Raw genomic sequence first — 25,084 nt, 5'->3', positions numbered from 1 at the left:
ACTTAAACAAGCCGCCCACGCGACGGGGCGGAGGTTTGCTCAATTTGCCGGCGACGCCTTGCAGCGACGCCAGCCGACTACATTATACCACTTTTACGTCCGGGAAAAGACGCGTTATCGTAGCTCCCGCAATCGGGCGACGGCAGCCGCAACGGTTTCCGCCGCCGCTTCGACCTCCGCCATCGTACTAAACCGCCCCAGGCCGAACCGGAGCGTGCTGCGGGCCAAATCCTCGGTCAAACCAAGGGCCAACAGGACATGGCTGGGGGTCGGGTCCGTCGAACTGCAGGCCGCCCCGGAGCTGACGGCCAGGTTTTCCATCGCCAGGAGCAGGGCCTCGCCGTCGACGTTGCCGAAGGCCACATCGAGGTTGCCGGGAAGCCGCAACGGCCCGCCCGTGGCCGCCCGTTCACCCAGGGCGGGGCCGCAGAGCTCGATCCCTTCGATCCGCTCGCGCAACAGCTCCCAGAGCCGGTTGCGAAGGTCGGTCAATCGTTTCAGCTCAGAAACGATCTCCATCGTCGCTAATTGGAGCGCCGTGCCAAAGCCCACGATTCCCGCGACGTTGAGCGTGCCGCTTCGCAGGCCATCTTGTTGCCCGCCGCCGGTGATCTGCGGTTCGAGCCGCACCGCCGGCCGCGTCTTGCGAATGTACAGGGCGCCGATTCCCTTCGGGCCGTAAATCTTGTGCGCTGTGAAACTCATCAAATCGACGCCAAGCTGGCGGACGCTGATCGGCCACTTGCCAACCGCTTGCGTCGCATCGCAGTGGAACGTCACGCCGCGGTCGCGGCAGATGGCCGCAATCTCGGCGATCGGTTGGATGACGCCGATCTCATTGTTGGCGAGCATCACGCTTACTAGCGCCGTGTCGTCGCGCAGAGCGTCGGCGATGCGCTGCGGATCGAGCCACCCGGCTCGTGGGCTCCCATGCGGTTCCACTTCCAACAGCGTCACGTCGTAGCCGCGTCGCGCCAGTCGCGCGAGCGGGGCGAGCACCGCTTTGTGCTCCGTCTGCACGCTGACAAGATGGTCGCCCCGCCGTTTCGGCCGTTCAGCGATGCCGCGGATGGCGAGGTTATTGCTCTCGGTGGCGCCGCTCGTAAAGACAATCTCTTCCGGCTCGGCGCCAATCGCGCCGGCAATCACGGCGCGAGACTGCTCGACTGCTTCGCGCGCTGCTTCGCCGTACGCATGACCGATGCTGCCGGCGTTGCCGTACTGCTCCGTGAAGTAGGGCAACATCGCCTCGACGACGCGCGGATCGACCCGCGTCGTGGCGTGATTGTCCATGTAGATCGGAACAGAAGCGGGCATGGATGGTTCGCGGCAGCCTCGGAACGCAACGAGCTGAATCAGGCTTCCATCCTAGCTGGTGCGGCCCCCCCTAGGCAAAGAGCGCCTTCAGCACGATTTGCGACCACGTTTCGCAGCGGTCGATTTCTGCCAGCAGCTGATCGACCGGGCGGAAGCCGGCGTCGAGGATGTCTTCCTCGCGGGGGCGGATGCCGGGGTTGTCGACGTCGCAAATGTGGACCACGCCGAGGTGAACCTGCCCGACCGGCGTTTCGTCATCGTTGATCAGCCCGACGCACTTCTCGCGGTACTGCGTTTCGATGATCACCTCTTCGGTCAACTCACGAAGCATTCCCTCGCGGTAGACGTCGCTGGTGGTCGTCTTCTTTGCGGCGTCGTCGGAAGAGATGTGCCCGCCGATGCCGACGCTCCGCTTCGCGTGAAGCCGCTTCTCGCCTTGGCCGCCGCCACGGGTGTATTGAAACAACTGCACGGCGCCGTGCGGATCCTTGAAGCGAAACAGCACGTAGGGGATCAGCTGCTTAAAGCTAGGGTCTTGCTCCATCTCGCTCCGCGGGCGGTAACCGAGATCGCCCCCTTCGAGCAACGCCGGCAGGTACTTGTCCGTCTCCGCCGAGAAGCCCTGAAAATGCCCGAGCGAGTGGAAGCGTTTTGTGGGAACGACCAACACGCGTTCTTCAGCGACGGCGGGCATCAAAGAATCCTTTCGGCGAGGCAAGGCAGGCGGTACTAGCAGTGTCGCAAGTGTAAACGCTCCCTGCGACATCGTCGACCCGCTGGAAGACTAACCGCCAAGGACGCCAAGAGCGCCAGGAAATGCAAATGCTTAACGAAACCGCCGATGAACGCAGATGAACGCTAATGATTTCTTATCTGCGTCTATCCGCGTTCATCCGCGGTTCCGATCTCCCCGTATTTCCTTGGCGCTCTTGGCGTCCTTGGCGGTTCAATTCGAAATTTGCTTGACTCGCCAATTTGAAAACTATAAAACCAAATCTAAGGAACCAAATAACTCGCAGCGGGGGCCACGCATGGCGCGACCAAAAGCTTCTGACCTCACTGAACGCGAACTGGAAGTGATGCACGTCTTCTGGGAGGCGAGTGACGCGCCGCTCACCGCCGCCGATGCGCAGCAGCGACTGGCGACGGCCGGCCGCGAGCTCGCCTACACGACCGTCGCGACGCTCGTGCGGATTCTCGTCGAGAAGGAATTCCTCCTCCAAACCAACGAGCAACGGCCGTTCGCCTACAAGCCGGCCCGTTCATTCGAAGACGTCTCGCGGAGCATTGTCGGGAATCTCGTCGACCGCGTGTTCCAAGGCTCGCGCGAGCAGTTGTTGCTGCGTCTCGTCGAAACCAAACGCCTCTCCGCCAAAGAGCGGGCGCTCCTCGAAGAAGTGCTCAAGGAGAAGAGATAGATGGCTGCGATTTTTACCACGCTGTTTTGGTGTGCATTGCAGGTGTCGCTGTTTCTATTGCTGGCGGCGCCGATTTACTTGCTGGTGCGGCGGCGGAATCCGTCGGCGGGAACCGCGGTGGCCGCGAGCGCGTTGGGGGCGGTTGTTGTGTTGAGTGCGTTGGCGATCAGCCCGTGGCCGCGGTGGTCGCTGGAGTGGCCGACCGGGACGAGCGCGAATGTTGAGCAAGTTGTGGCAGTGCAGGGGAGCAGCGAACTCGAAGGGAACGCCGCTCGAATCGACAATGAATCGCCGACGCCGGCTGCGAGCGACGCTGTCGCGATTGGCGATGATTCGCTACTCGCCGCATTCTGGCGAGTCGCGCAATACAACGGCGAGCCTGCCGCGCCGTCGGCCGGGAGTGCAGCGCCCGCTGCCGAACGCGTCGTTTGGCCGAAATGGATCGTTTGGGCCATAGTCGCGGGCGTCGCGCTCGGCGCCACGCATTTGCTAGTGAGTCTCGCGGCCGTGCGGCGATTGATCGGCCGCAGCGCGCCGCTCGACGATCGCGCCACGCAACAAGAACTCGACGACCTGCGGCGGCAGCTCGACGTGACGCGACCGATTTCGCTCCACGTCTCCGCGGAGATCTCGACCCCCGCCACGGTCGGCATGCTGCGTCCAGCAATCATCTTGCCGACGAGTTGGGGGACTTGGAGCGCGGTGGAACGTCGCGCCGTCCTCGCTCACGAGCTCGCCCACATCGCTGGCCGTGATTTTGCCGCATGGCTCGTCGCCCGCGGGGCGGTCGTCCTCCACTTTTATCATCCGCTCGTGAGGTGGTTCGTCGGCCGGTTGCAACTCGACCAGGAACTGGCGGCCGACGACACGGCGGCACGGCTGCTGGGCGATCGCAAGGCGTATCTGCAAGCGCTGGCAAGCCTCGCCCTCGCCACGCCGCACGAGCGGCTGGCCGGATCGTTGCGTACGTTTATTCCTACTCGCTCCCTTCTTGTCAGGAGAGTTGAAATGCTTCGCGGGAGCGAGGCGGCGTTTCCTCATCGCCGCAGGCCTTCGCTTGCACGACGGCGGGCAACTCTCTTCGGTCTTGCATTGCTTGCAATTGTCGTGGCCGGGATGCGGCCGCGGGCTTCTCTGCTGGAGGCCGCGGAGGAAACATCGACCGCCACCGCGTCACAAGGGGAGAAGCCGGTTCCGGCATCCAGCGAGTACGATCTGAGTCACGTGCCCGATGCCGTGAGCATTATCTACGCCTACCGGCCGGCTGAGATTGCAGCCTCGCCGCGGCTGAACCCGTTGGCGGAAATTTTAGAGATGGCGCTAGAGCCTCACGTGCCGGCTGCCTCGCTAGCGCAGGCGATGTCAGTTCATTGCTCACCGACCGTTCCTGATGAGCTTCCCGCTGGTTTCTCAATGCTGCGTGCGAACGAGCCGATTGACTTCATCGCGTTGTTGAAGGCTAAGCATGGCGGATTGGCGGAGGGCGTCTACCGCAATCGCAAGTTTTATCGCTTGGATAAGTTCGCCGCCCACGAGCACTACTACATGCCTGAGGATGGCGTGCTTGTTCAAGGCTCCGTCACTGCAGTGGAGTTGTTTATCGACGACCCGGCAGCCGCCGCCGGCCCGAGCGACGCCGCCGAATGGCGCCGCCATCTCACCGGGCCTTTCGCAATTATGGCCAAGCCGAATGTGATTGAAGAGGTGATTCAGGGAGGATCGTCGGGCGAGAATCCTCGCGTAGCAGAGCGACTACAAGAGGTCGCGAAGGCGATTCGTTGGGCGACCCTGGCGACGGAAGATCGCGACGCATTTTTGTTTCGTGCACGATTCACATGTCGCAAGGTGGAGGACGTACCGCGCGTCGAAGAAGCGCTCCGGGAGCTCGCAGAGATATCGCAGCGGATAATGAGTGAAATGCTTGCCCTCCGTAAACTAAACCCCGTGCCGCCGGACGGGGAAGACGCATTCCTGCAGTTAGCGCATGAGGCTTTCGGTTCGCTTCAATATCGGCAAGATGGCGAGTCGTTGGAAATCATTGCGACGATCGCCGACGCGAAATCAAAAGTTGCCAATGTGATCGCTCCGCCGAATTTGGAGTACCAGCGGGCGCTGCGGCGGAGCGAGACGCACACGGATATGTTCAAGCTATCGACGACGGCGCGCAGCTATTGGGGTAAGCACGGTGTTCTCCCGCCCGCTGTTTTCTACGGGCCGTCGTCCTACCCGGATTTGAACTCTAGCGGCGACTCGACTGTGCGAGTCCCGCGAAGTTGGCGCGTCGAGCTACTGCCGTTGCTCGGTTATGAAGAACTTTACAAGCAATATCGGCTCGATCAGCCGTGGGATAGCGCGGCCAATCTCAAGGTGTTGAGGCAGATGCCCCCCATTTACCGCTCGGCGTTCGATCAAGTGACCTCCACGAATAGCTCGTTCTTCGCCGTGGTCGGGACAGGGACGGTTTTTGAGAACGAACTGGGAACGGCGCCGGACGACATTAACGACGGCCCGGCGGACACACTGCTGTACGTCGAGGCGAAACGCGATATTCCGTGGACGAAGCCCGAGGATATCGTGTACGTCCCAGGCGAAGCGATTCCTCCCTTTGGCGGCTGGCTGCCGAAGGGAGAGTTTTTCGCCGGATTCTGCGACGGCAATATCCGCGTGTTCTCAGACGTCGCCGAGTCGAAAATGAAACATTTGATCGAAATGGCCGACGGCTCCGGAACGCTTCGCGATGATTGAAGCGTGAACGGCATCCAACGCGGTAAGCAGCCTCAACACGAATCGCAAGCAGCCCCGACCAAGCTTGGTCGGGGCGAGCGGGGCACGTACCACTGCTTGTCTTGAAGCTCTTCTCTCTCGGGTGGCCCATGTTCTTGAACATGGGTGGCGCAGCCACAAAAATCTTTGGCGAGGGGAGGCCGTTTACAGATGCTTCTTGGCTTCGCCCTCGGTTTGAAGAACCGAGGCTACCCGCTTTTGGTCAGGGCTGCCTCTTCCGCTTCGCTTCAAGCTTTTCAGCCGCCTGTAGAGCCCGCAGCAAGTAGGGACGTTCGTCGGGAACAACGTTTGGCGGTAAGCAGTCGCGGATCGCCAGGTACACCCGCAGCGCTCGAGCCGACTCCTCGACCTTCGCAGCGTTGAAGTACGGATCGCTTGGATCCCAGCGGAGATAGGCCAGGTTGACCGACTTGGCATGGTCGCCGATGACCACGGTAAGCGTTTTGCTGCCGCCGTCGGGGACAAGATCGCCGTAGCGATCGTCGAGTTCGAAAAACCGCTCGGTGACGAGCAGATCGCGAATCGCCTGCTGCTGCTCGTTCGTGAAATTGAAGGATTGGGGGGCTGCGGGCTCGTAGACGCCCGGGTGCAACGTCGCGGCGCCGGCGGCGTTGACGCTCAGTTGCCAATTGGACTCAATCGTCGAGCCTTCGCTGTTGATGGCGATGGTGACTGGGAACGTTTTCAGGATATGTTCGCTGGGGGGAAGCGGTTCCTCGGGAATGAGCGACAAGATCTCGTTCCGCTCCGCCGCCCAGCGTCCTGCCGCGGCGGACCAACCGACGGCAAGTGCGACGACGCTTCCTAAGGCGAGTAGCGTCAGCAGCGAGTAACGCGGCTTGGGTCTCTGCTGGGGTTCCATGCGCGATCTCAAGGACGCTCACATAGAGTTGTCGCTCAAACCTTAGCCCCGACCAAGCTTGGTCGGGGCTGTTTGCTTGCGCTTGGCCTTTCGCTCAATCCGCGATCTGCACCTTGAACTCGTCTGAATTCGCCCGCAGCTCCGGTGCGTACATCCCTGAACCCTTCGCCGGCAGCGCGCTGAACCGGCCCGGGATCTCGGCTCGCAGGCGGTAGCTCACGCTATGTTGCCCGCGGGCGAGCGTGCGGCAGAACAGCACGACGCGTTCGTCGCGGAATTCTACGTAGGCGCCGAGTTCGTTGCCGTTGTAGCCGCTGCGGACTTCGAGCGCCTCGAAGCCGGCCGCCTTCATGTCTTCGAGCATCACATACTCGTAGTCGTTCTTGCTGTCGACGGTCAGCTCGACCTCGACGAGGTCGCCGCTCTTCAGTTCTTGCAGGCTCGCGATTTCGCTGCGGTCGTACTTTTCGACCTGCTGTTCAACCACTTCGCCCCTACCGCCCGCGACGGCGGCCGTCTTCTCGGCGGGAGTGAGCTTATAGAACTTGCGGTTCACCTTCAGCTCGAGGCCGGCGGCTTTGATGTCGTCTTCGAGCGTGAAGTTGGTGAGATAGCCGTTGAAGTAGATCGGTCCGTCGCCCTTCTTACGAAGTTCGACGGTATGCTCGCCGGCGGCAAGGGCGGCGCCTTCGAGCACGAGCGCGTTGTCAAAAGTGAACAGCGTTTCGGCGGTGATTTCGACCGCTTTCTTCAGTTCGCCGTCGACGAGGACTTCCAGCGACAGGTTCGGCTTCGCTTCGCCCGTCGCCTTCAGGTAGTCGGCGAACGCTTCGACGACCAAGGCCGTGTCGCGGGTGCTGTTCCAGTAGGCGCCATGCTTGCGGTTGTTGAGCAGGTACTTCACGAGCCGCGGGGCGACTTCGCTCTTCGGTTCGTTGGCGACGAGCAGCTTGAGGTAGTAGGCCATCGCCTCGTTCTCGCTGCCGTACCAATACCACCAGATGCCGCCGGGCATGTCGAGCCAGGCGGTTTGGTTTTCGTCGTCTTGCTTGACGTACTGCGAGAGGTTTTGCATGACCATCTTCAGCATGTCCGCGACTTGGGCGTCTGCGCCGGCCTTCTCGATTTCTAATGCCAGGCCGAATGTTGCCAGGCTGTAGACGGCGAGCTTGGTGCGGTCTTGGTAGAGATAGCCTCGCATGCGGTTGCGCGTGGTGGCGGTGTTGTCGGCGGGGTCGACTGATTCCTCTGCTGCGGCGCCGGCCGGGGGCGGGGACGCCCCGGCTCGCTCGGCTTCGGTGAGGACTAGGTAGACTAGCGCGTCGAGGTTGTCGGCCTCCGACTTCGCCGGCTCGTCTTCGTTGCGCCGCTTCTTCGCTTCACGGTCCCAGTTGTCGAGCTTCGCCAGCTCTTCGCGCTGGTAGCGCTGCAGCCATTCGACGCCGCGCTCGACCACGCCCGGCACGATGGCCACATCGTTTTGCTTCGCGACGAGCAGGCCGCGGACGACGGTCGCCGTCGTGTGTGCCGACGAATGCTCGCCCCAGCCGCTGAACCAACCCCAGCCGCCGTCGCTCAGTTGCATCTCAGTAAGACGGTTGACGCCCGCCTTCACGACGCTCGTCAACTCGGCTTCGTCGAACACCGGATTGCGGTCAAACCGCTTCCACTGCTCGGCTCGCGCCTTGTCGTCGCCGATTTCTTGCGCGTTGAGGTTCGTGCGCTTCTCTTGAATCGCCTTCAGGTCGACGCCCATTTGCTGCAGCGTCTTTTGCGTCAGCACCGCCGGGAGGAACCGATTGAGCGTCTGCTCGGTGCAGCCGTAGGGGTAGTCGACGAGGTAGGGGAGGGCGTCGACCATCGCCCCGGCGAGCGTCGGCGAGTAGCGCACTTCCAGCCGCGTTTGCTCCGCCCGTCGCTTCTCCGGCACGTTGATTGTGAACTTGCCGCTCTCTTCGCTCGGGCGAATGACGCCGCTGTAGGACTCGGTTCTCAGCATGCCGTGCACGAGCACGGGGAAGCTTTGCTGCATCGCGTCCGACTCGGCGTCGGTGAGGGCCGACATGCGAATGGTCGCCTCGCCTTCGCGGACGGCCTTCACGCGCCAATCGACGCGCGTCTCGCCGCCGGCGGCGATTTCGACGGTCTTCTTAAGCGACTCGGGCCCTTCGAGCGTGTTCCCCTGCAAATCGAGAACGACGCGGACCTGCTTCGCTTCCTTGAGGTAATTGTGCACCACCGCCGACAGCACGACTTCGTCGGTCTCAACGAAGAACCGCGGCGCCTGCAGGCGGACGATGATGTTCTTGCGCGTCACCGTCTCGGCCGAACCTTCGCCGACGCGCGTGCCGAGACCCATGCCCCAAACGTTGATCTTCCACGCGGTGAGATTCTCGGGCATCGTCAGTTCGACTTCGGCGAGGCCCTCGGCGTTGGTTTCGAGGTTGGCAACCCACAGGGCGGTGTCGGCGAAGTTCTGGCGAACGGTCGGCTGAACGGTTGCTCCGTCGCCGTCGCTTGGAGCGTTCTGCGTCCGGGCATCGGCGAGTTCGGACTTGAACTTCGCTCCCTGCGGCGCTGGCGCCGCAGGGGCCACGGGCGCCGCTTCCGCCGCCATCGCCATCGGCGCTCCGAGGCTGCGCATCATGCGGCCGTTGGCCATCCCGCCGCCGCTCGCACTGTAGGTCACGGCGGTCCCAGCGAAAGAAGCTAGTTCATCCGCCGTGCTCCCGCCGAACACTCCCAGGTCTTGCATCACCTTTTCATTCGGCTTCGTCACCGGATACTCAACCCGGCTGAGGCTCGTCTCGCTCTGCGGCGAGTGGCTCCGCCGCCACTTCCAGAAGAACTCGCGAATATCCGGCACATTGCCGCCGCCCGAAATGTAGTCTAGCGCCTTGTCGTACATCGCGATCACCGTCGACGCGACGACCGGCTTGCCGTCGGCGCCGGTCAGCTTTACCTGCACCTTCGCCTTCTGGCCCGGCAGGAACGCATCGGACGACGGCACGACTTCCACGTTGACGATCCGCTTCGCCGGCGGCACGAAAATCTCCCGTACAGCCGTATGGAGCTTGCCCCCGTGCACGGTCATTGCTTCGACGAAGAAGTTCGGCATGTCGCGCAGCTCGACCGGCACTTCGACGACGGTGCTTTTTCCCTTGAGCGTCACCACTTGCGGCGGCAGATAAACGCCGTTGGCCGGCCGCAGGAACAGTAGCACCGTCGAACCCGCGCGGTTCGAACTTACCTGCAGTTGCACCTTCTCGCCCGGCGCATACTCGCGCTTGTCGGCGATCACTTCCACGGCGTTGAACCGGAAATCGGTTCCGTCAAATCCTTCGCCGCGCACGACGATCACCTGGCCACCCTCAATCGCGACGCTCTCATCGCCGCGCTTCTTCGTCACCTTGTAGGAAAGCCGGTACTGGCCCGGCTCCGATGCCTTCACTTGGAATCGCGCAAGCCCTTGCGCGTCGGTCGGCACGTCCCACTTGGCGACTTCGTTCTCAACCGGCTTGCCTTCTTCATAGTTGATCTTCAGCAGCCGCAGCTCGCCGCGGGCCTTCACCGGCTTGCCGTCGATGGTGCGGGCCGCCATGTCGAGCTCCATCGTCTCGCCAGTGCGGTAGAAGCCGCGATTCGTCCAAACGTAGACCTTGAACGGCTCGCGCGCCACCAGCACGCGACCTTCGGCGACGATGCTCCGCCGCGATTGGTCGACGACTTCAGCTTGGATTTGATAGCTGTGATCGGTGTTCGGGTGGAACTGCTTCGCCGCCGCCGTGTCGATCGTGATTTCGTACGTCCCATCGGGGCGCAGCTCCGCCTCCTGTTCGGCAACGACTTCCGGCTGTTCCGGCGCCTGCCAGAACCATGGCGGCTGCGGCCGCAGGCAACCCCAATGCCGCCAGCCGGGGAACCAAGTGTAGTTCTCGCCAAACCACCAGTAGCCGGGCCCGTACAGCCAATCCCACGGCGCCGGCGGGAACCACGGTTCGTTGAACGACGTCCGCAGCACCTTGTACTTCAACTTCCCTTCGGTCACCGGTGAGCCGAAGTAATACTTCGCAGAAATCTTCGCCGTGATTTTGTCGCCGAGCTTCACCGGCTCGCTCGGCGCGTCGACGGTTACTTCGAACTCCGGCTTCTTATATTCCTCGACACGGAAGCTGCCGCCGCCGTGATTGACGACGTTGAGCTGATACTGCCCCAGCGCCGCGCCCTGCGGCAACTTGAAGACGCCGTCGATGCCGCCGTACGCGCCGGCGACAAGAGACTTCGTATAAACCTTCTCGCCGCGGGCGTCGAGAATCTCAACGACGAAGGACTGCCCCGCATACGGCGACGCATCGGGCTGATCGAACTGCGCGTTCGCCACCCAGAACTTGAACTTCACTTCCTGATCGGGCCGATAGACAGGCCGATCGGTGATCGTGAAGACCTTCACTTGCTTGTACTGTTCGTCGATGTACTGTCCCGACCAGACGCCGCTGAAGCCGAGGTAAGCGAGCCGACCTTCCGGGGTCGACGCCGTGGCGATCCACTGGAAGCGGCGATTCGCTTCGTCGGCCGGCAGCTTCACCATGCCGGCTGCGTCGGTCTTTTCGGCGAAGTTCTTCGTGTTGACGCGATAGCTCGCGCCCTGGTCGACCGGCTCGTTCCAGTAGCCGAAGAACTCAACGTTGCATTTGGGAATCGGCTGCCCCGTCACCGCATCGGCGACGTAGTACAGCGCTTCATTCTCCAACGGCTTCTTGACGATCGCCGTGTCGGCGACCCACACGACGACGTTGTGGGTATTCCCTTTCTCCATCTTCGCGGTGAGCAGGTAGGCGCCCGCCTTTTGCAGCGGCGTCGTCACCGTCACGCGGCGATCGAAGTGGGCTTCGCGCGGCTCGAGTTCCAGCGACCAACGGGCCGCTTCGGCGCCGAGATATTTCTCCTGGCCATTCACCACGAGCCGATGCCCGAGGTTTTCCAGATTCATCTGGTCCCAATCGAGTTGCTTCGGCTGGCTCTGCAGATACTTTTTCATATCTGCGAGCAGTTCCGGCACCTTGATCGCGCGGGCGGTGAACTCCACCCGCTTGCCGTTACGGTAGCGATACTCGAGCGTCGCCCCCTTCCACGCCGGCTGCGTTTCGACCGGTTCCAGCCGGCCCCAATTGCCGACGATCTGCTCGAACCGCTCGCGGTACGGCGTCGAGGTCGGCGACGATGCGAACAGTTCCTTCCACTCCTGCGCGGCCCGCGGATACTGCCGGCGGTTCTCGAACTCCTGCGCGAGCGCCGACTTCGCTTGTTGCCAATTGTGCGACGGTGCTTCCGTGTTTTCGACGATGCGCTTCCGCAGCGCGATGTAGTTCTGCTCTTCAGGAAGCTTGAACCGCTTAATTCCCGTGGCGAGCTTCGCCATCGTTTCGTCGTCGGCGAGCGTGTGAAGCGCGAACATGCTCTTCGTCACCTCGGCGTCGTCCGAGTTCTGATTGAACCACCAACCGTAGTCGGCCATCGTTTGCACGCCAAACTGGCTCACCAGGAAGTCGGCCCGCTCGCGCCACTCGTCGACGCTTGCACCAGGTTGCCAAACGGTTCGTTCGGCCAACAACCAACGCCAACGCTCGCCGTCGTTCTTCGCGGATTTCCAATCGGCCGGCACGTCGTAAAAAATCGGATTGCCCGCCTCGTCGACCGGCGCTCCCTGCGGGCCGCTGTTGTAACGATAGCCCCAGCCATCCTCGTAATCGGGCAGCGTGCCGACGTCGGTAAGCATTTGCAGCAAGAACGGCTGGCGATACGAACCGCCGTTGAGCACCGCGTTCGCATACCCGCTCAGCAACCGGCGGGCTTCCTCGGTCTTGCGCGCATCGGGCGCCTTCGCCGCCAACTCGAACGCTTGCTGATAGAGTTGCAGCGCGCGGACGCGGTCGCGCTCCACGGCGTTCACCACCTTGCCGCCGCCGCGATGTTGCCCGCGGCGGAACTCGCCGGCGATCATGAATCCTTGGTGATCGATCGTCGTGTAACTCTCAGCGACCGCGGTGAGCACGATCCAATCGTCCTCATGCGCTGCAACAACGTCGGCGCGGTAGGCGTCGATCGCATGCATCTCGTTGAGCTGCTGCAGGCAAGAGAGGGCGCTATAAAAGTCTTCCGCCAGCGCGCGGGAGTCGTCGGCCTCGTCGTTGAGCGTGATCGCGCGGAACTTCGCAAGCGCATCCTTGAAATTGCCATCCTTCATCAATTGCCGCGCCTGCTCGCGCTCCGTTGTCGGCGGCGCCGCTCCGTTCAACTGGTGAACGCTGGCAGCCCCCGCCGCCAAAACCGTCAGAACCGCCGCGACCTTGAAAAAATTCGTCATGAGTTGCCGCCCGTATGTTGAACTCCCGCGGACTCCGCCGCGTGGAGAATTTCAGCCGATTGATTGGCTTGCTACGCCCTAGTTTTATGCCACCGCTGTGGGACTGGTCCACCCGAACCGGGCCATCCCTCAATTGCTCCAATAAAAGCCACCGGCTCCGCCGGTGGACGAACTGCTATTGCGACTTCGCCGTACTCCGTCCACCGGCGGAGCCGGTGGCTTTTATATTTTCGACGCCCGCTCCCCCAAAAAGTTCCCCGCCACGCTCAAAAACGCCCATTGTGCCGGTTGTAGCTCCCAAACGGCTCGCCACATTTCCGGCTCCCTGATCCCCGCTTCCCCGCCATTCCCCACGAAAAACCTAGATTTGCAAGCGCTCCGGCGACCGTTCTGCAACGTCGCCGGCGGCGTGAGCTTCAGGCCAGTCCACCACCGCTCCCGGGCCATCGAACCGTGTCAGGCAACGACAACGTCCGCTTTCGCTCCCATCGCTCGATCGTCGACCTCGCGTACCGTCTGTCGGACGCGGCGGCGATCATCGCGGCTGCGCTGGTTGCCATCGAGTTCACGCCCAACGCGCCTATTTCCAGCCTCGCCATCGTCGTCGGCACGACGCTGCTGATTCATGTCGTTGCAATTGAAGTCAGCGGCCTCTATCGCAATTGGCGCGGTTCGAAGATCGCTCGCGAACTCTGGTGCGTTATCATCACTTGGGTCTACGTGGCGCCGACGGTCCTCGGCATCGGGCTGCTCACCCAAACGAACGCCGAGTTCAGCTACGCTAGCAAGCTCTGCTGGCTCGCGCTGACGCCCGTCGCCATGGCCGCCGGCCGCATCGTGATGCGCATGTTGCTGCGGCAACTTCGCATGCGCGGCTTCAACTCCCGCAAGTTCGCCATCTGCGGGATGAACCGCCTCGGCATGCAACTGGCCGCCAACATTCAAAATTCCCCCGAGCTTGGTTTGCAGTTCGTCGGTTACTTCGACGACCGCCCCGAACGCCGCACCAACGAAGCCACCGGCGCTCAACTCCATCAGGCCGGCAACCTTACGCAACTTGTCGAACTCGCCCGCACCGGCGAAGTCGACATGATCTATATCACCTTCCCGATGCGGGCCGAAGAACGGATTCGCACGTACCTCAGCAAGCTAGGCGATACCACCGCCTCGGTCTACATCGTTCCCGACTTCTTCGTCTTCCAAATGCTTAGCGCCCGCTGGAACCAGATCGACGGCCTGCCGGTCGTTAGCGTGTTCGAAACGCCGATGAGCGGCATCGACGGCGTCTTCAAACGGCTGTTCGATTTGGTCGTCGGCACGTGCGTGCTGGCGCTCGTCGCCGTGCCGATGCTAATCATCGCCGCCGCGATCAAGCTCACCTCGCCCGGCCCCGTTTTCTTCCGCCAGAAGCGTTACGGCCTCAGCGGCGAGCAGATCGGCGTCTGGAAGTTCCGCAGCATGCGCGTCTGCGAGAACGGCGCCGAAGTGAAGCAAGCCTCGCGCACAGACGATCGCATCACCCCCTTGGGCCGCATTCTCCGCAAAACGTCACTCGATGAACTGCCGCAACTGTTCAACGTCCTCGACGGCAGCATGTCGCTGGTCGGCCCGCGGCCGCACGCGAACGCCCACAACGAGCAATACCGCCCGCTGATCGACGGCTACATGCTCCGCCACAAGGTGAAGCCGGGCATCACCGGCCTGGCTCAAGTGAACGGCGCCCGCGGCGAGACTGAAACGCTCGATAAGATGGAACGCCGCATCGAGTTCGACCACCGCTACATCCGCGAATGGTCGCTGTGGATGGATTGCAAAATTCTCATCAAGACGTTCCTGGTCGTCTTCCGCCAAGAGAACGCGTACTAACGCGCGTTTCTCTCTTCTCCCCAAGCGAGCCGGGTCGTCCCGACCCCGGCGCGCGTCCGCTGCGTATTAACAGCAGAGAAGAGGCACCGCTAATAAACGCTAGAGCAGCGTCACTTAGGTGTGGCGTCTGTCATCCCGAGCGGAGCGAGTGATCTAGTGGCTCAAACGACTCTCCAGAGCCTTCACTCCGCTCAGGATGACACCGTGCAAGCTTGTGTCTTGCCTATTTTCACACCCTCGGCGCCAGATTCGCTCCCCAAATTTCCCTAGCCAAAAGACTTCCCCCATTTCGCGGCCTGCATAGAATGGAAATGTACACCAGTACACTAATGGAGCCGCCCGATGATTCGCACCAATCAGAGTCGCCGTTCCGCTAACGTCCCCGTCGTGACGAACGAGGAGATCGCGCAGACGCTGGTCGAAATCTCCGACCTTCTCGAACGGCAGGGGGCCAATCCGTACCGCATCCGCGCCTACCGGCAAGGCGCCGAGACGATTGTGATGTGCCCGACGCCGCTGCAAGCGATTCTCGCCCGCGGCGGCATTCGCGGGCTGATGGAACTCCGCGGCATCGGCGACTCGCTTGCTGCCGCCGTGCAGAAAATCATTCACGCCAAACGCCTGCCGCTACTCGAGCGCCTCCGCGGCGGCGGGGCCCCCGAACGACTCTTCAGCACGGTCGCCGACATCGGCCCAAAGTTGGCCACCCGGATTCACGAACAGCTCGGCATCCGCACGCTCACGCAATTAGAAGCCGCCGCGTGGGACGGCCGTTTGGCCCGCGTGCCTGGCATGGGCGAGAAGCGAATCCGTGCCGTGCGGGAATCGATCGCCGGCCGCTTCCGCCGTAGCGCGAACCCCACCCCGCCTATGTCCCTGCCGCTACCGACTGACGCGCAGCCGACGCCTTCGAGCGATCCCAAGAAGCTCGCCGACTCTCCGCGGCATCAGGGGATGCTCTGGTAGGCGCCGTGAGAAGTCTCTCGCAGAGGCGCGGAGGCGCAGAGTTAAGGATCTGCGTCTAACGTTCAGCTTTTATTGCTGTGAACTGCGCTGCCGGCAATTCATACCGACTGCGCCGAGGAAACTGCCGCGGCTTGCTTAGCACCCGCCACAGCAACCACAACGGTAACGCGACGATTCCAAACGTCTCCTGAGTCCACCACGGCGGCTCTTTATACGCATGGGCCTCTTGGATCCCGTCCGCCAGCCACTGCGGGTCATCGGCGACGATCACGTCGCAGTACCCGCACGCATCGAGAAACGTACGCATCTCTTCCTGAGTGCGGACCGCGTGCAACTCTTGGTATTGCTGGTAGGTGAAGAACGCGCCCATCATCTGCCGCCTGGCGAATTTGGCGATGAGCTTTTCACCTAGTGTGAGCATCGTTCATGACTCTGCATGAGCTAGTTGGCTGATTGTGCCAGTCGCATCGCTACGTAGGCATAGGAAGCGATAAACGATACGCCCAGCAATCCAATCGCTCTCGTTGCCATCGTCGGCAACGGAAAGCGGCCAAGCAGCCAAACGACGACTCCGGTTACTCCACTGGCCAGGGCGATCATTAGGCCGATTCCTTTTCCTTCGACAGCGTAGCAATCGGCCGCCAGCCAAAAAGCCGCCCAGAGAAAGAGCACAAGAAAGTAAATGATTTGGGCGAGATGCGTTGAATCCGATCGCGTTTGAAGCTTATTCAGTGCTAAGTGCAACGCTGTCAGTGCACCCGCGACTCCGCCCAAGAGAAAGCCGACAATATACGGGTCGTCAGACGCAAGCAGGTGGTCGCCGTCGGCCCACGCCGCGGCCAATCCAGCGCCGACTGCCACGAGCGAGAACGCGACATAAACGCGAGTAAAGAAATCGAACATATAGCAATTCTCGTAATCCAGCGATGCAAGCGAGGTAGTTGACGCTCATCGATCAGCATGCATTTCGTACAGTGATCGCCCATCTTGCAAATAATTCGGGCTGACTACTTCTTCACCTTGATTGTCGTCACCTTGTAAACATTCCCCGCCTTGTCGTAGGTCGTCCACTCGCCGACTTGCTCGCCGTTCTCGAACGATCCTGAGCGCATGCGCGTGCCGTCCTTTCGGAACCATACCCAGTGGCCGACCATCACCTCGCCGTCCATCTGACCCTTCGCCCAGACGGAGCCGTCCTTGTGGTAGAGCGTATGGGCGGCGGGCTTTGATTTCTTCTTCGCCATCACGGTTTGCTGGGTTCTCGCGTCAGAAGAAGTTTCTCGCAGAGGCGCGAAGGCGCAGAGGAAAGGCGGCTGGCCGTTGGGTTACTCCGGTCTTAACTCTGCGCCTTTGCGCCTCTGCGAGAGAATTGCATTTCAAATGCCGCAGAACCTCAGCGTCCTCGCGTGCCCCACCAAGCCATCCAAATCATGACCGCCTGCAGCGGCAGCCGCAACAGATGTCCCCATAGCGGCACGTCGTGGCCCGCTACAGGAATATCGTTCATCGCGATGTGGATATTGGCAGGAAAAATCGCAATCAGCAAGGCAATGACGCCGAGGCCGGCCCAACGCCGCGTCCAGGGGAGCAGCATCCCGACGCCGCCGGCGATTTCAAAGACGCCGCTTAGATAGACGAGCGGTAGGTGCGCCGGAAGGTACGGCGGCATCATTGGTAGAAAAACTTCGGGCTGGAGCAAATGCAGAGTTCCGGACGCGATCAGCAGCGCCGACAGCGTCCCCACGGCGATCCACTTGCCGATTGTCATCCGAACGAGTCTCCTTCGGACATTGAGTCGCACGCGTCGTTTGTGCTCAGATGGAACAGAAGAGGTTTCTCGCAGAGGCGCAAAGGCGCAGAGAAATGATGGCAGGCCGTTAGTTTTCTCCAGTCTTCACTCTGCGCCTTTGCGCCTCTGCGAGAGAGCCTCTTTAGAAGTAAAGTAAATCTACCCTTCTTCCTTGAGCAACTTCTCCACCGCCGCGTCGATATCTTCCGTTGTGAACGCCCGCTCGGCCGTCGGATCAACTTCAAACACCTCCCGCAACTTCCCGCTGCGGTCGTACAGTTTGTAGTGGGGCGCCGAGCCGCTCGTGATCTCGAACGCCTCCATCGCCTCCGACCCGCCGCCGAGGCTGCTGTGGAGGTGCGTCACCGGGGCGTCGCCGACGCGCTTCGCAAGTTGCGCTGCCGCTTTGGCACCGTCGTCCGGTTCGTCGAGGCTTACCGTCATCACGGCTAGGCCGTCGTCGGCGTGCTTCTTCGCGACCTCGCCCGTGTGCGGCAGTTGAGCGAGGCAAGGAATGCACCACGTCGCCCAAAAATCGACGAGCACCACTTTTCCTTTTTGCTCCGCGACGAGGGCGTCGAACGCTGCTCGATCGACTGGCTGCAATTCGATCGCCATATTCGCCGCTGGCGGTTTCACTTCACCCTGCTCGCTGATCGCAGGCGATGGATTGGCAGCCGAGTCGGCGGCGGCCGGCGCACTCGCCGGCCCGCCGCAACCCGTACTACTCAGCGTCGCCGCACCGCACGCGACGGCAATCGTCGTTGCCGCCAACTGCGGCCAAGCTCGCTCAATCATAGTGAATCCCGCAACCAAACTGCTTCGTTTCCGCGACTTGCGGCTTCTTCCCGGCCAGCACCGCTTTCACAGCGTCGCGAACATGATGCTTCGACGCCTTCGCCGCGTCTTGGCTGTCGTCGATGGCGCCCTTGTACACGACGTTCCGCTCCTTATCGAGCACGAACGCATGCGGCGTCACCGCGGCGCCGAACGCCCGGCCGATCTCTTGCGACGGATCGTACAGGTAGGCGAACTCAAACCCCTTCGCCTCGCCGCGCTCCTTCATCGCCGGCAACTTATCCGCGTCGGCGTTACTGACGTTGATGGCGACCAACTCAACCTTCTTGTCTTTGAAGTCGTGGTCGAACTCGACCAACCGCTCTTCGTAGGCCTTGGCCACGGGGCAGTGGTTGCAGGTGAAGACGACCACCACGGCGTCGGCGTCCTTCAGATCGGCCAAGCCGTGCTTCTTGCCGTCGATCCCTTCGAGGTCGCTCCAAGCCGGAGCGGCGTCGCCGATCGCGAGGCCCTTCTTCGCTTCTTTCTTCGCCGCCGGCGTGTCAGCCTGCACCGTGGGCGCTGCGAGCGATCCGCCTACCATCGCCAGCGCGGCGGCGATAATCGCAGCACGCAGGCCAAAAAACTTCCTCATCTCTCAATCTCCTGGGGTGAGAACGAAGTCGTCAACGCATGACGCTGGGAGTTATACCCCGCGCGCGAGGTAACGGACACGCGACCGTGCCTAACAACGGCGAAAATTTACCGCGAAGTTCCACGGCATTTGCTGGCGACGCGCGCACATCGACGACAAAGAGTTGATTCTTTCGACATCTGAAGAACGCCCCGAACCAACGTTCAAAAGTCTACGTACAGACTCGTTCGGACGATATGTAAACTCGCAATAGTTCAACGCATTGAATCAATCAGCATCGCTAACCGGCGTTCTTCAGCATCGAGCGACAAGCCGCTTCGCACGCGCGGCATGATTCCGCGCATTGCTGCAGGTGCTCATCGTCCTTGAACGCATCGCAAGCGTCGCCGCATTTCTTACATGCGTCTGCGCACGCCTTGCAGCTAATCTCCGCAAACGGCCCGCCGCGCGCCACGATCCGCGCCGCCGCATTGCACAACTCCGCGCAGTCGCGGCACGTCATCAGCGTCTCAAGATGCTTCGCGTGACCCTCGGCGACATGCTTCGCGCAATGCGTCGAGCAGCTTTCGCACTCCCGCGCGCAATCGCTGCACGCCGTGGAACAAGCCAGCATCTCCGCCGACAGTCCGTCGTGAGCATGCACGTGGTCGGCGTGCGCACCGCCACCGTGCTCATGTTCGCCGCGCGCTATGGTAGCGCCTGCGAGCCCAGCCGCAAACGCCGCTGCGCCGGCAGCGCTAAAATGACGCCGATTCATGATTTTTCCTCCGCTCAAAGGTGGGAAAAGAAACGGCGGAAGCGCTGAGCCTACGGCACAACGCCTCCGCCGCTGGAGAGCGAAAGGATTTTCGAGCAAATTTCGCGCCGCCTCGCTTAAGACGCGGCACGATCGTCGCGGATCGTCTAGTACGGCGAACCTACGGGTTTTGCTCCGCCGGTTGTTCGATCGCCGCCGGTTCCGCTTCGTCCTCGCTGGTCGCTTCGCCAGCTGGCGCTGCATTCTCCTCAGCGGGCGCGGCCGGCCCTTCTTCGAGCGTCTTGTCGACGAGTCGCTTGAACTCATCCGAAGGATCAACCTCCGGCACTTCCGCCGGCACGCCCGCAGCGTCCGCGTCGGCCTTGGCGTTCGTGAGGAACGCCCGTAGTTCGTCGTCGGTCACCTGATTCTTCAATTGGAAGTTGCCGTTCTTGTCTTTCGTCGAGACCGGCTCCATCGCCTTGTCCATTTGCGCTTGAGTGATCTTTTTGTCGATCGATCCGCGCATGAACCGCTGAATCGTCACCCTCGCCTCAGCCTTTTCTTCGTCGCTGAGACCCGACGGCGTGATGTACTTCTTGTCGATCACCGACATCACCAGCGTCGTCAGCAGCGGCGATTCGACGAGCTCCGTGAAGAATGCCTCAATTTGATCGCCGGAGACTTTTCCGGCCTTCGCGGCCGTCGCCAAGCGATCGATCTGGAAATTAATGTCAGCCTTCTCCTCGGCCGGCAATTCAGTCTGATTGATCACTTCCTTGGCGAACGTCGAACCGAGCGAAGCGGCTACCGTTCCGATGTTTTTGTACAACCACCAGATGGCGATGACGCCGAGCACCAGCGAAACGACGAATACAATCAAGCAGCCCGTCAGGCAGGTCGCGAACGCGCTGCGCTTCTTCGGCGGCTCCGGCGCGTACGCCGCGCCTTCGAACCGATCATCCTGAACGCGAAACTGCTGCGGGTCGTTGGCCATCGTGCGAAACCTTCAACGTCGTGTTGCTTGGGAGATTCAAACGATCGGCTAAAGAGTAGCAGATCGCCAGAAAATCTGAAGATTGCCGGCGGCAATTATTTCGAATCCGGCGGGCTAACTAGCTTGTTCTTGCGGCTGACTCTCCACCCTGAAGGAAGGCCTGTATTTGAAACCGTCCCCCAACCAGTCGCCGGTTGTGGCGTCACATTGGTTGCCGAGTCATATTTGTCGGCGATTTCGCACTTCGGCATCGCCGAGCGCAGTCGCGCCAAGTCGGCGTCGCTAAGCCCTGTCTCTTGCAAGTAGAGCCGACGCAGCGACTGGCAGCCTGCCAAGTGCAGCACGTCGTTGACGTCGAGTTGATACCGTTTAATCCACAGCAATTCCAGGTTCGCCAAGGTCGCGATTTCTTGCAGTCGAACGCCGTCTAGGCGTACAGCGTTCAACCCAGGACTCCACAGGAACATGGTGCGCGCTTGCCCGAGCGACGACAAAAATGTCGGCGGCAGCGAGCAATGGAAATGAAAGTCGATCGCAGCGGGCCACTGGGGCAGGGCATCGCGAAATCGCAGCACTTGGTTTGGCGAGATCCGTTGGCCCCACAGGTCAATCACCTGTACCTGACGGAATCGATGCCCATGGTCGCAGAAGGCTTCCACTTGCTCATCGTTGTGAGTGTAGACCTCGAGCACGTCGGCATCGGGACGCAGCTTCGCTGTGTCGCCGGCGAGGTCGACCATCCATTCCGGCAACTCCGCGGCAGCCGTCGTCGCCAGCGGCTTGGCCGGCTCAACTGCGTAGTCTCGCTGGAGATAAATGGAATACTCCAGCTTGGCGCCTGATTGGAGTAACCGTTGGCTCCCGCGCCGCTCTTCAAAGAAGCGGTAAAGCGGATTGACGAGGAAGCACAAGATCAGCGCCATCGCCGTCGTGCTGAGCAGAATAGTTCGGATGCTGAACCGAGGCCGAGGAATGCGCATCGTCTCGCTGCAGCGGAGAAAGAGCGTTCATGCCACACAACGCGAAGAGTATAGCAGAGAGAGGAGGAGCAGTTGTCAGTTGCCGAAGAACATAGGTTCATGCCCCTGCGACAGCCGCCATTGACCACTGCCCACTGGCGCCTGGTATCGTCAGGCCGAATCTTCCCCCATCAGCAGCCCAATCACCTTCATCACCGCCAGCATCCGCAGTGGTTGCTGCACCGTCTGCCGCGAGAGGAACTGCCAGGTGCTGCGGGCGTAGCGGAGGTATTCAGAACGCGATTCGGCGACCACTTCGGGTCCCAATTCGGCCACCGCTTCGCGCCAGAGCGGCTCGGAAGCTTCGACGGCCGTCATGTCGCCGTCGATCGCCGGAAAAATAACGTCGTCCAGCGTTTCGAGTTTCGCCACAGCCGCCGGCGACAAGTTTACAACGTCGCCGACGCCAACGAGCCTTAACTCAGGCCCGCGGCCCGCACTTTCCGGTTCACCCATCGCGAAATCTCCCTGCTACGGATTTCCCCCAGAAATCGAGCCGTCCCCTCTGTACGGATGGGGGGCGCCAGTTGGTTCGGCGGTGACAAGAAATTAAGATTCGGCCGGAAAACGCTCTAAAAACCGCCAATCTCGCGCATCCCAAACCACCCAACTAGGCTAAATTTGCCGCTAGTCAGTGGTCCGTCGTCAGCTGTCAGTCGTTAGTGGCGGTCGGCAGTGAGCAGTTGCGGGAGCAGCGCCCGCCAGAACCGTCATTCCGAGCGGAGCGAGGAAATCGAGCCGCCAGATCCTTCGCTCCTCTCAGGATGACGGCACCGCCCACTGCCGACCGCCCACTGCCCACTACTAAACGACAACGGACGTCCCTCAGAAACGGAGTTCAACCCAACATGCCCCGCCTGCTCATCCTGATCGCGCTTGCATCAGCCTCGCTCGCCTCCTTCGCCCCCGTCCGGTTCGCGGTCGCCAACGATCCGAACGTCACGATCCGCGATGCCGAGCAAGTGCTCGCCGAGCAACTCGCCATCCCCGTCCGTCGCATCCCGCAAAAGATGCTCGCCGAAGCTCAAGCGATCGCAATCATCCCGCGCGTCATCAAGGTCGGCTTCATCGCCGGCGTCCGTCGCGGCCACGGCGTCGTCCTGATTCGCGACGCCGACGGCGAGTGGAGCCTGCCGCAGTTCATCACGCTCACCGGCGGCAGCATCGGTTGGCAAGCCGGCATCCAAGGAACCGACGTCGTCCTCGTCTTCCGCACCCGCACCAGCGTCGAGAACCTGATGCGCGGCAAGTTCACCATCGGCGCCGACGCCGCGGCCGCCGCCGGTCCGGTTGGCCGCAACGCTTCCGCCGCCACCGACGCGCAGCTCCGCGCCGAGATTCTTTCTTACTCACGCAGCCGCGGCTTGTTCGTCGGCGTCTCGCTCGACGGCACCGTGCTTGAACTCAACCAAACGGCCAATACCGCCTTCTACGGCGCGCCGAGCACGCAAATGCCGCTAATCGTTCCGCAGACGGCGTACGATCTCCGCGCGTACCTTAACGAACTCACCGGCGGCGCGACGGCCGTCGGCGCTCCGCCCGCCGCAGTGGCCGGCGGCCCGCCGACCCCTCCGCCCGGCACAGTTTCGGTCGCCCCGGGCGTAGCAGTGCCGACCACTCCGCCAACCGGCGTCGTGCAAACCTCGCTCGTTACGCCGACGCGACTCGAAGCGATCCAAAGTGCGCTCTACTCCGAAGGCGCACAGCTCCACGCGGTTCTCTCGCCCGAGTGGCAGAAGTTCCTCGCGCTCCCCGCCGAAGTCGAACCAGCCACCGCGATCGACCGCAACGCCCTCGCCTCGGTCTATGCCCGCTTCAACCGCGTGAACGCTTCGAACGAGTTCAAGGAACTCACCAGCCGGCCCGAGTTCCAAACAACGCTGCAACTCCTCACCGAGTACAGCGCCGCCCTCGACGCGAACCCCACGGTCCTCCGACTCCCGGCCCCGCCAACGGAGTAACGCGTCGTGCGTCGGTGCGCTCCCCTAGCCCCTGGCTCCGCCAGGGGGTCGGCCACCACACCGATCGGCATCACCCCGCGAGAACGGCTGGAATAAGGCTAAGTGAATAGCTCCTCCTGAAAAAGAATTTTCTGGCTCCCTACCCCTGGAGGGGAGGGCTGGGGGAGGGGGGCGAACCCTGGTACCCGCTGCACTCACCCCTCCCTAACCCACTTCAATTGGAGGGGACCTCACAGTCTATTATTCTGAGCGCCCAACTCCCCACATGATCATCGTCCTCGGAGCCACAGGCGCCACCGGCCGACTCGTCGTCGCCGAACTCCTCGACCGCGGCGAATCCGTCCGCGCCGTCGTTCGCCCCGGTTCAAAACTCCCCGACGCGCTCGCCCATCGCGAGCGGCTCAGCGTCACGCGCTGCGACCTCCTCAAGCTCAGCGAGTACGAATTCGAAACCCTCGTCGCCGGCGCCACGGCGATCGTCTCCTGCCTCGGCCACCATATGTCGCTCCACGGCATCTTCGGCCCGCCGCGCCGCTTGGTCGCCGACTCGCTCCGCCGCGTCTGCCGCGCGATTCAAGCGCAACCTCAATCGACTCCCGTGCGCATCGTTCTGATGAACACCGCCGGCGTCTCGAACCGCGACGTCGGCGAGCAAGTCTCGCTGCCGCAGCGCGTCGTAATCACGCTACTGCGACTCTTTCTCCCGCCCCACGCTGACAACGAACTCGCGGCCAACTACCTCCGCCTCATGTTCCCTTCCGGCGACGCCGCGCTCGAATGGGTCGTCGTCCGCCCCGACACGCTCCACAACGACGCCGAGAGCGCGGCATACGAGCTTCACGCCTCACCCACCCGCAGCGCGATCTTCAACGCCGGTAAGACGAGCCGCCCCAACGTTGCCCGCTGCATGGCCGACTTGCTAACGAACGCAGCGCTCTGGCACGAGTGGAAAACGAAGATGCCAGTCATCTACGACGCCGCCTCTTAGCCGGACCGCCACGCGGTCCGGTTGGCGCCACGAACGAAGTAACAACCTTCTCCACCATCTAGTCTTGAGGTTCTATGAAAGTGGAACTCCTGCCCGGATTGCCGAGTTCTGGCCCCGCTGCGATCCACTGCTTCATCGAGCATCCTACGCCATCGTCCGAAGGAGTTGTTGTGAAGGTGACTGAACTCACACGCCCCGATTGGATTGCGAATCTGCAAACGGGGTGGGGATATGCGTCGCAGATCGTCGAATGGCCCGCCGCATCTGCCGCGATCGTGATTGTTAAGGGCGCCGTCTACCTACTGCGAGGAGAGATGCCGGAGCAGTGGCATTGCTGCGACTCGCTTGGCATCGAATGCGTTCTTGCGCCTAATGGACGCAGCGCAGTGATCTCGACGTACGAAGATTTGCTGCAGCTTGACGTCAATGGCGAAGTCATGTGGCGTCGTACGCTCGCCGTCGACGGCATTGAAATCCAGCAAGTTAGCGATGAGGTGATTCGCGGTCGATATTGCGAGGATCCGCCCGATCTGTGGTTCGATTTCAAGGTCAGCGGCGCCGATGGCCGTGACGTTGAGTGAGTGA

The 25,084-nt window shown here is 61.9% G+C and carries 21 protein-coding genes; 7 read left to right on the top strand and 14 right to left on the bottom strand.

Annotation, left to right across the window (positions count from 1 at the left end):
* Nucleotides 1–114: 114 nt before the first annotated feature.
* Both ACQY7R_RS03530 and ACQY7R_RS03525 read right to left on the bottom strand, forming a co-directional pair.
* Nucleotides 115–1,317 (bottom strand): cysteine desulfurase family protein, encoded by a 1,203-nt coding sequence (locus tag ACQY7R_RS03530; RefSeq protein ID WP_428304221.1) that lies wholly within the window; start codon nucleotides 1,315–1,317, stop codon nucleotides 115–117.
* Between the two features lie 70 nt (nucleotides 1,318–1,387).
* Nucleotides 1,388–2,011 carry a phosphoesterase gene (locus tag ACQY7R_RS03525; protein WP_428304220.1) on the bottom strand — a complete coding sequence of 208 codons (624 nt, stop codon included), beginning with the start codon at nucleotides 2,009–2,011 and terminating at the stop codon, nucleotides 1,388–1,390.
* 337 nt (nucleotides 2,012–2,348) lie between these two features.
* On the opposite strand from ACQY7R_RS03525, the gene ACQY7R_RS03520 reads away from it, so the two are divergent.
* Together ACQY7R_RS03520 and ACQY7R_RS03515 are read left to right on the top strand one after the other, a co-directional pair.
* Nucleotides 2,349–2,735: a BlaI/MecI/CopY family transcriptional regulator gene (locus ACQY7R_RS03520; RefSeq protein ID WP_428304219.1), complete on the top strand. Its 387-nt coding sequence runs from the start codon at nucleotides 2,349–2,351 to the stop codon at nucleotides 2,733–2,735.
* A complete protein-coding gene (locus ACQY7R_RS03515; protein WP_428304218.1) occupies nucleotides 2,736–5,480 on the top strand; it encodes a M56 family metallopeptidase in 2,745 nt (914 codons plus the stop codon). It begins immediately after the preceding gene.
* 241 nt (nucleotides 5,481–5,721) lie between these two features.
* On the opposite strand, the gene ACQY7R_RS03510 is transcribed toward ACQY7R_RS03515, so the two are convergent.
* Together ACQY7R_RS03510 and ACQY7R_RS03505 are read right to left on the bottom strand one after the other, a co-directional pair.
* Nucleotides 5,722–6,381, bottom strand: a complete 660-nt coding sequence (locus ACQY7R_RS03510; protein WP_428304217.1) for a hypothetical protein — start codon at nucleotides 6,379–6,381, stop codon at nucleotides 5,722–5,724.
* A 94-nt stretch (nucleotides 6,382–6,475) separates the two neighbouring features.
* Entirely contained in the window at nucleotides 6,476–12,745 is a 6,270-nt protein-coding gene (locus ACQY7R_RS03505; protein ID WP_428304216.1) for an alpha-2-macroglobulin family protein, read from the bottom strand.
* Nucleotides 12,746–13,198: 453 nt separating this feature from the next.
* Here ACQY7R_RS03505 and ACQY7R_RS03500 point away from each other — a divergent pair, with 453 nt between their 5' ends.
* Together ACQY7R_RS03500 and ACQY7R_RS03495 are read left to right on the top strand one after the other, a co-directional pair.
* On the top strand, nucleotides 13,199–14,611 hold the full coding sequence (locus ACQY7R_RS03500; protein WP_428304215.1) for an undecaprenyl-phosphate glucose phosphotransferase: 1,413 nt from the start codon (nucleotides 13,199–13,201) through the stop codon (nucleotides 14,609–14,611).
* 342 nt (nucleotides 14,612–14,953) lie between these two features.
* Complete coding sequence (locus ACQY7R_RS03495) at nucleotides 14,954–15,577, top strand: helix-hairpin-helix domain-containing protein (protein WP_428304214.1); 624 nt, start codon at nucleotides 14,954–14,956, stop codon at nucleotides 15,575–15,577.
* Between the two features lie 55 nt (nucleotides 15,578–15,632).
* Here ACQY7R_RS03495 and ACQY7R_RS03490 read toward each other — a convergent pair whose 3' ends face one another.
* The 10 genes from ACQY7R_RS03490 to ACQY7R_RS03445 all read right to left on the bottom strand — a co-directional run bounded on the left by ACQY7R_RS03490 (nucleotide 15,633) and on the right by ACQY7R_RS03445 (nucleotide 22,006).
* Nucleotides 15,633–15,998 (bottom strand): hypothetical protein, encoded by a 366-nt coding sequence (locus ACQY7R_RS03490; protein ID WP_428304213.1) that lies wholly within the window; start codon nucleotides 15,996–15,998, stop codon nucleotides 15,633–15,635.
* Nucleotides 15,999–16,018: 20 nt separating this feature from the next.
* Complete coding sequence (locus ACQY7R_RS03485) at nucleotides 16,019–16,480, bottom strand: hypothetical protein (protein WP_428304212.1); 462 nt, start codon at nucleotides 16,478–16,480, stop codon at nucleotides 16,019–16,021.
* Between the two features lie 104 nt (nucleotides 16,481–16,584).
* Nucleotides 16,585–16,821: a toxin-antitoxin system YwqK family antitoxin gene (locus ACQY7R_RS03480; protein ID WP_428304211.1), complete on the bottom strand. Its 237-nt coding sequence runs from the start codon at nucleotides 16,819–16,821 to the stop codon at nucleotides 16,585–16,587.
* Between the two features lie 149 nt (nucleotides 16,822–16,970).
* The gene (locus ACQY7R_RS03475) at nucleotides 16,971–17,345 is read right to left on the bottom strand and encodes a DoxX family protein (protein WP_428304210.1); all 375 of its coding nucleotides are present in this window, start codon (nucleotides 17,343–17,345) and stop codon (nucleotides 16,971–16,973) included.
* Between the two features lie 180 nt (nucleotides 17,346–17,525).
* On the bottom strand, nucleotides 17,526–18,164 hold the full coding sequence (locus tag ACQY7R_RS03470; protein ID WP_428304209.1) for a TlpA family protein disulfide reductase: 639 nt from the start codon (nucleotides 18,162–18,164) through the stop codon (nucleotides 17,526–17,528).
* Entirely contained in the window at nucleotides 18,157–18,798 is a 642-nt protein-coding gene (locus ACQY7R_RS03465; RefSeq protein ID WP_428304208.1) for a thioredoxin family protein, read from the bottom strand. Before ACQY7R_RS03465 ends, ACQY7R_RS03470 begins: the two co-directional genes overlap by 8 nt.
* A 280-nt stretch (nucleotides 18,799–19,078) precedes the next feature.
* A complete protein-coding gene (locus ACQY7R_RS03460; RefSeq protein ID WP_428304207.1) occupies nucleotides 19,079–19,555 on the bottom strand; it encodes a four-helix bundle copper-binding protein in 477 nt (158 codons plus the stop codon).
* A gap of 160 nt (nucleotides 19,556–19,715) precedes the next feature.
* Nucleotides 19,716–20,531: a hypothetical protein gene (locus ACQY7R_RS03455; protein WP_428304206.1), complete on the bottom strand. Its 816-nt coding sequence runs from the start codon at nucleotides 20,529–20,531 to the stop codon at nucleotides 19,716–19,718.
* Nucleotides 20,532–20,626: 95 nt separating this feature from the next.
* Nucleotides 20,627–21,454, bottom strand: a complete 828-nt coding sequence (locus ACQY7R_RS03450) for a hypothetical protein (RefSeq protein WP_428304205.1) — start codon at nucleotides 21,452–21,454, stop codon at nucleotides 20,627–20,629.
* 207 nt (nucleotides 21,455–21,661) lie between these two features.
* A complete protein-coding gene (locus tag ACQY7R_RS03445; protein ID WP_428304204.1) occupies nucleotides 21,662–22,006 on the bottom strand; it encodes a hypothetical protein in 345 nt (114 codons plus the stop codon).
* A gap of 392 nt (nucleotides 22,007–22,398) precedes the next feature.
* Between ACQY7R_RS03445 and ACQY7R_RS03440 the strand changes: the two genes are divergently transcribed.
* The 3 genes from ACQY7R_RS03440 (at nucleotide 22,399) to ACQY7R_RS03430 (ending at nucleotide 25,080) form a co-directional block, all read left to right on the top strand.
* A complete protein-coding gene (locus ACQY7R_RS03440) occupies nucleotides 22,399–23,511 on the top strand; it encodes a lipid-binding SYLF domain-containing protein (RefSeq protein ID WP_428304203.1) in 1,113 nt (370 codons plus the stop codon).
* A 265-nt stretch (nucleotides 23,512–23,776) separates the two neighbouring features.
* Nucleotides 23,777–24,499, top strand: a complete 723-nt coding sequence (locus tag ACQY7R_RS03435) for an NAD(P)-dependent oxidoreductase (RefSeq protein ID WP_428304202.1) — start codon at nucleotides 23,777–23,779, stop codon at nucleotides 24,497–24,499.
* A gap of 74 nt (nucleotides 24,500–24,573) precedes the next feature.
* Nucleotides 24,574–25,080 (top strand): hypothetical protein, encoded by a 507-nt coding sequence (locus tag ACQY7R_RS03430; RefSeq protein ID WP_428304201.1) that lies wholly within the window; start codon nucleotides 24,574–24,576, stop codon nucleotides 25,078–25,080.
* Nucleotides 25,081–25,084 lie beyond the last annotated feature (4 nt).

It is taken from the genome of Lacipirellula sp. (assembly GCF_965279485.1).
GTDB lineage: Bacteria > Planctomycetota > Planctomycetia > Pirellulales > Lacipirellulaceae > Lacipirellula.
The sequence above is the reverse complement of the archived record's forward strand: the minus strand, read 5'-3'. Positions and strand labels throughout refer to the sequence as shown.

Excerpts from the sequence above, each read along its gene's own strand:
- ACQY7R_RS03505 (WP_428304216.1), bottom strand. The coding sequence starts at position 12,745 with ATGACGAATTTTTTCAAGGTCGCGGCGGTTCTGACGGTTTTGGCGGCG.
- ACQY7R_RS03525 (WP_428304220.1), bottom strand. The coding sequence starts at position 2,011 with ATGCCCGCCGTCGCTGAAGAACGCGTGTTGGTCGTTCCCACAAAACGC.
- ACQY7R_RS03490 (WP_428304213.1), bottom strand. The coding sequence starts at position 15,998 with ATGCTCACACTAGGTGAAAAGCTCATCGCCAAATTCGCCAGGCGGCAG.
- ACQY7R_RS03470 (WP_428304209.1), bottom strand. The coding sequence starts at position 18,164 with ATGATTGAGCGAGCTTGGCCGCAGTTGGCGGCAACGACGATTGCCGTC.
- ACQY7R_RS03445 (WP_428304204.1), bottom strand. The coding sequence starts at position 22,006 with ATGGGTGAACCGGAAAGTGCGGGCCGCGGGCCTGAGTTAAGGCTCGTT.
- ACQY7R_RS03465 (WP_428304208.1), bottom strand. The coding sequence starts at position 18,798 with ATGAGGAAGTTTTTTGGCCTGCGTGCTGCGATTATCGCCGCCGCGCTG.
- ACQY7R_RS03530 (WP_428304221.1), bottom strand. The coding sequence starts at position 1,317 with ATGCCCGCTTCTGTTCCGATCTACATGGACAATCACGCCACGACGCGG.
- ACQY7R_RS03460 (WP_428304207.1), bottom strand. The coding sequence starts at position 19,555 with ATGAATCGGCGTCATTTTAGCGCTGCCGGCGCAGCGGCGTTTGCGGCT.
- ACQY7R_RS03510 (WP_428304217.1), bottom strand. The coding sequence starts at position 6,381 with ATGGAACCCCAGCAGAGACCCAAGCCGCGTTACTCGCTGCTGACGCTA.
- ACQY7R_RS03480 (WP_428304211.1), bottom strand. The coding sequence starts at position 16,821 with ATGGCGAAGAAGAAATCAAAGCCCGCCGCCCATACGCTCTACCACAAG.
- ACQY7R_RS03475 (WP_428304210.1), bottom strand. The coding sequence starts at position 17,345 with ATGACAATCGGCAAGTGGATCGCCGTGGGGACGCTGTCGGCGCTGCTG.
- ACQY7R_RS03450 (WP_428304205.1), bottom strand. The coding sequence starts at position 21,454 with ATGGCGCTGATCTTGTGCTTCCTCGTCAATCCGCTTTACCGCTTCTTT.
- ACQY7R_RS03495 (WP_428304214.1), top strand. The coding sequence starts at position 14,954 with ATGATTCGCACCAATCAGAGTCGCCGTTCCGCTAACGTCCCCGTCGTG.
- ACQY7R_RS03455 (WP_428304206.1), bottom strand. The coding sequence starts at position 20,531 with ATGGCCAACGACCCGCAGCAGTTTCGCGTTCAGGATGATCGGTTCGAA.
- ACQY7R_RS03440 (WP_428304203.1), top strand. The coding sequence starts at position 22,399 with ATGCCCCGCCTGCTCATCCTGATCGCGCTTGCATCAGCCTCGCTCGCC.
- ACQY7R_RS03485 (WP_428304212.1), bottom strand. The coding sequence starts at position 16,480 with ATGTTCGATTTCTTTACTCGCGTTTATGTCGCGTTCTCGCTCGTGGCA.
- ACQY7R_RS03520 (WP_428304219.1), top strand. The coding sequence starts at position 2,349 with ATGGCGCGACCAAAAGCTTCTGACCTCACTGAACGCGAACTGGAAGTG.
- ACQY7R_RS03430 (WP_428304201.1), top strand. The coding sequence starts at position 24,574 with ATGAAAGTGGAACTCCTGCCCGGATTGCCGAGTTCTGGCCCCGCTGCG.
- ACQY7R_RS03515 (WP_428304218.1), top strand. The coding sequence starts at position 2,736 with ATGGCTGCGATTTTTACCACGCTGTTTTGGTGTGCATTGCAGGTGTCG.
- ACQY7R_RS03435 (WP_428304202.1), top strand. The coding sequence starts at position 23,777 with ATGATCATCGTCCTCGGAGCCACAGGCGCCACCGGCCGACTCGTCGTC.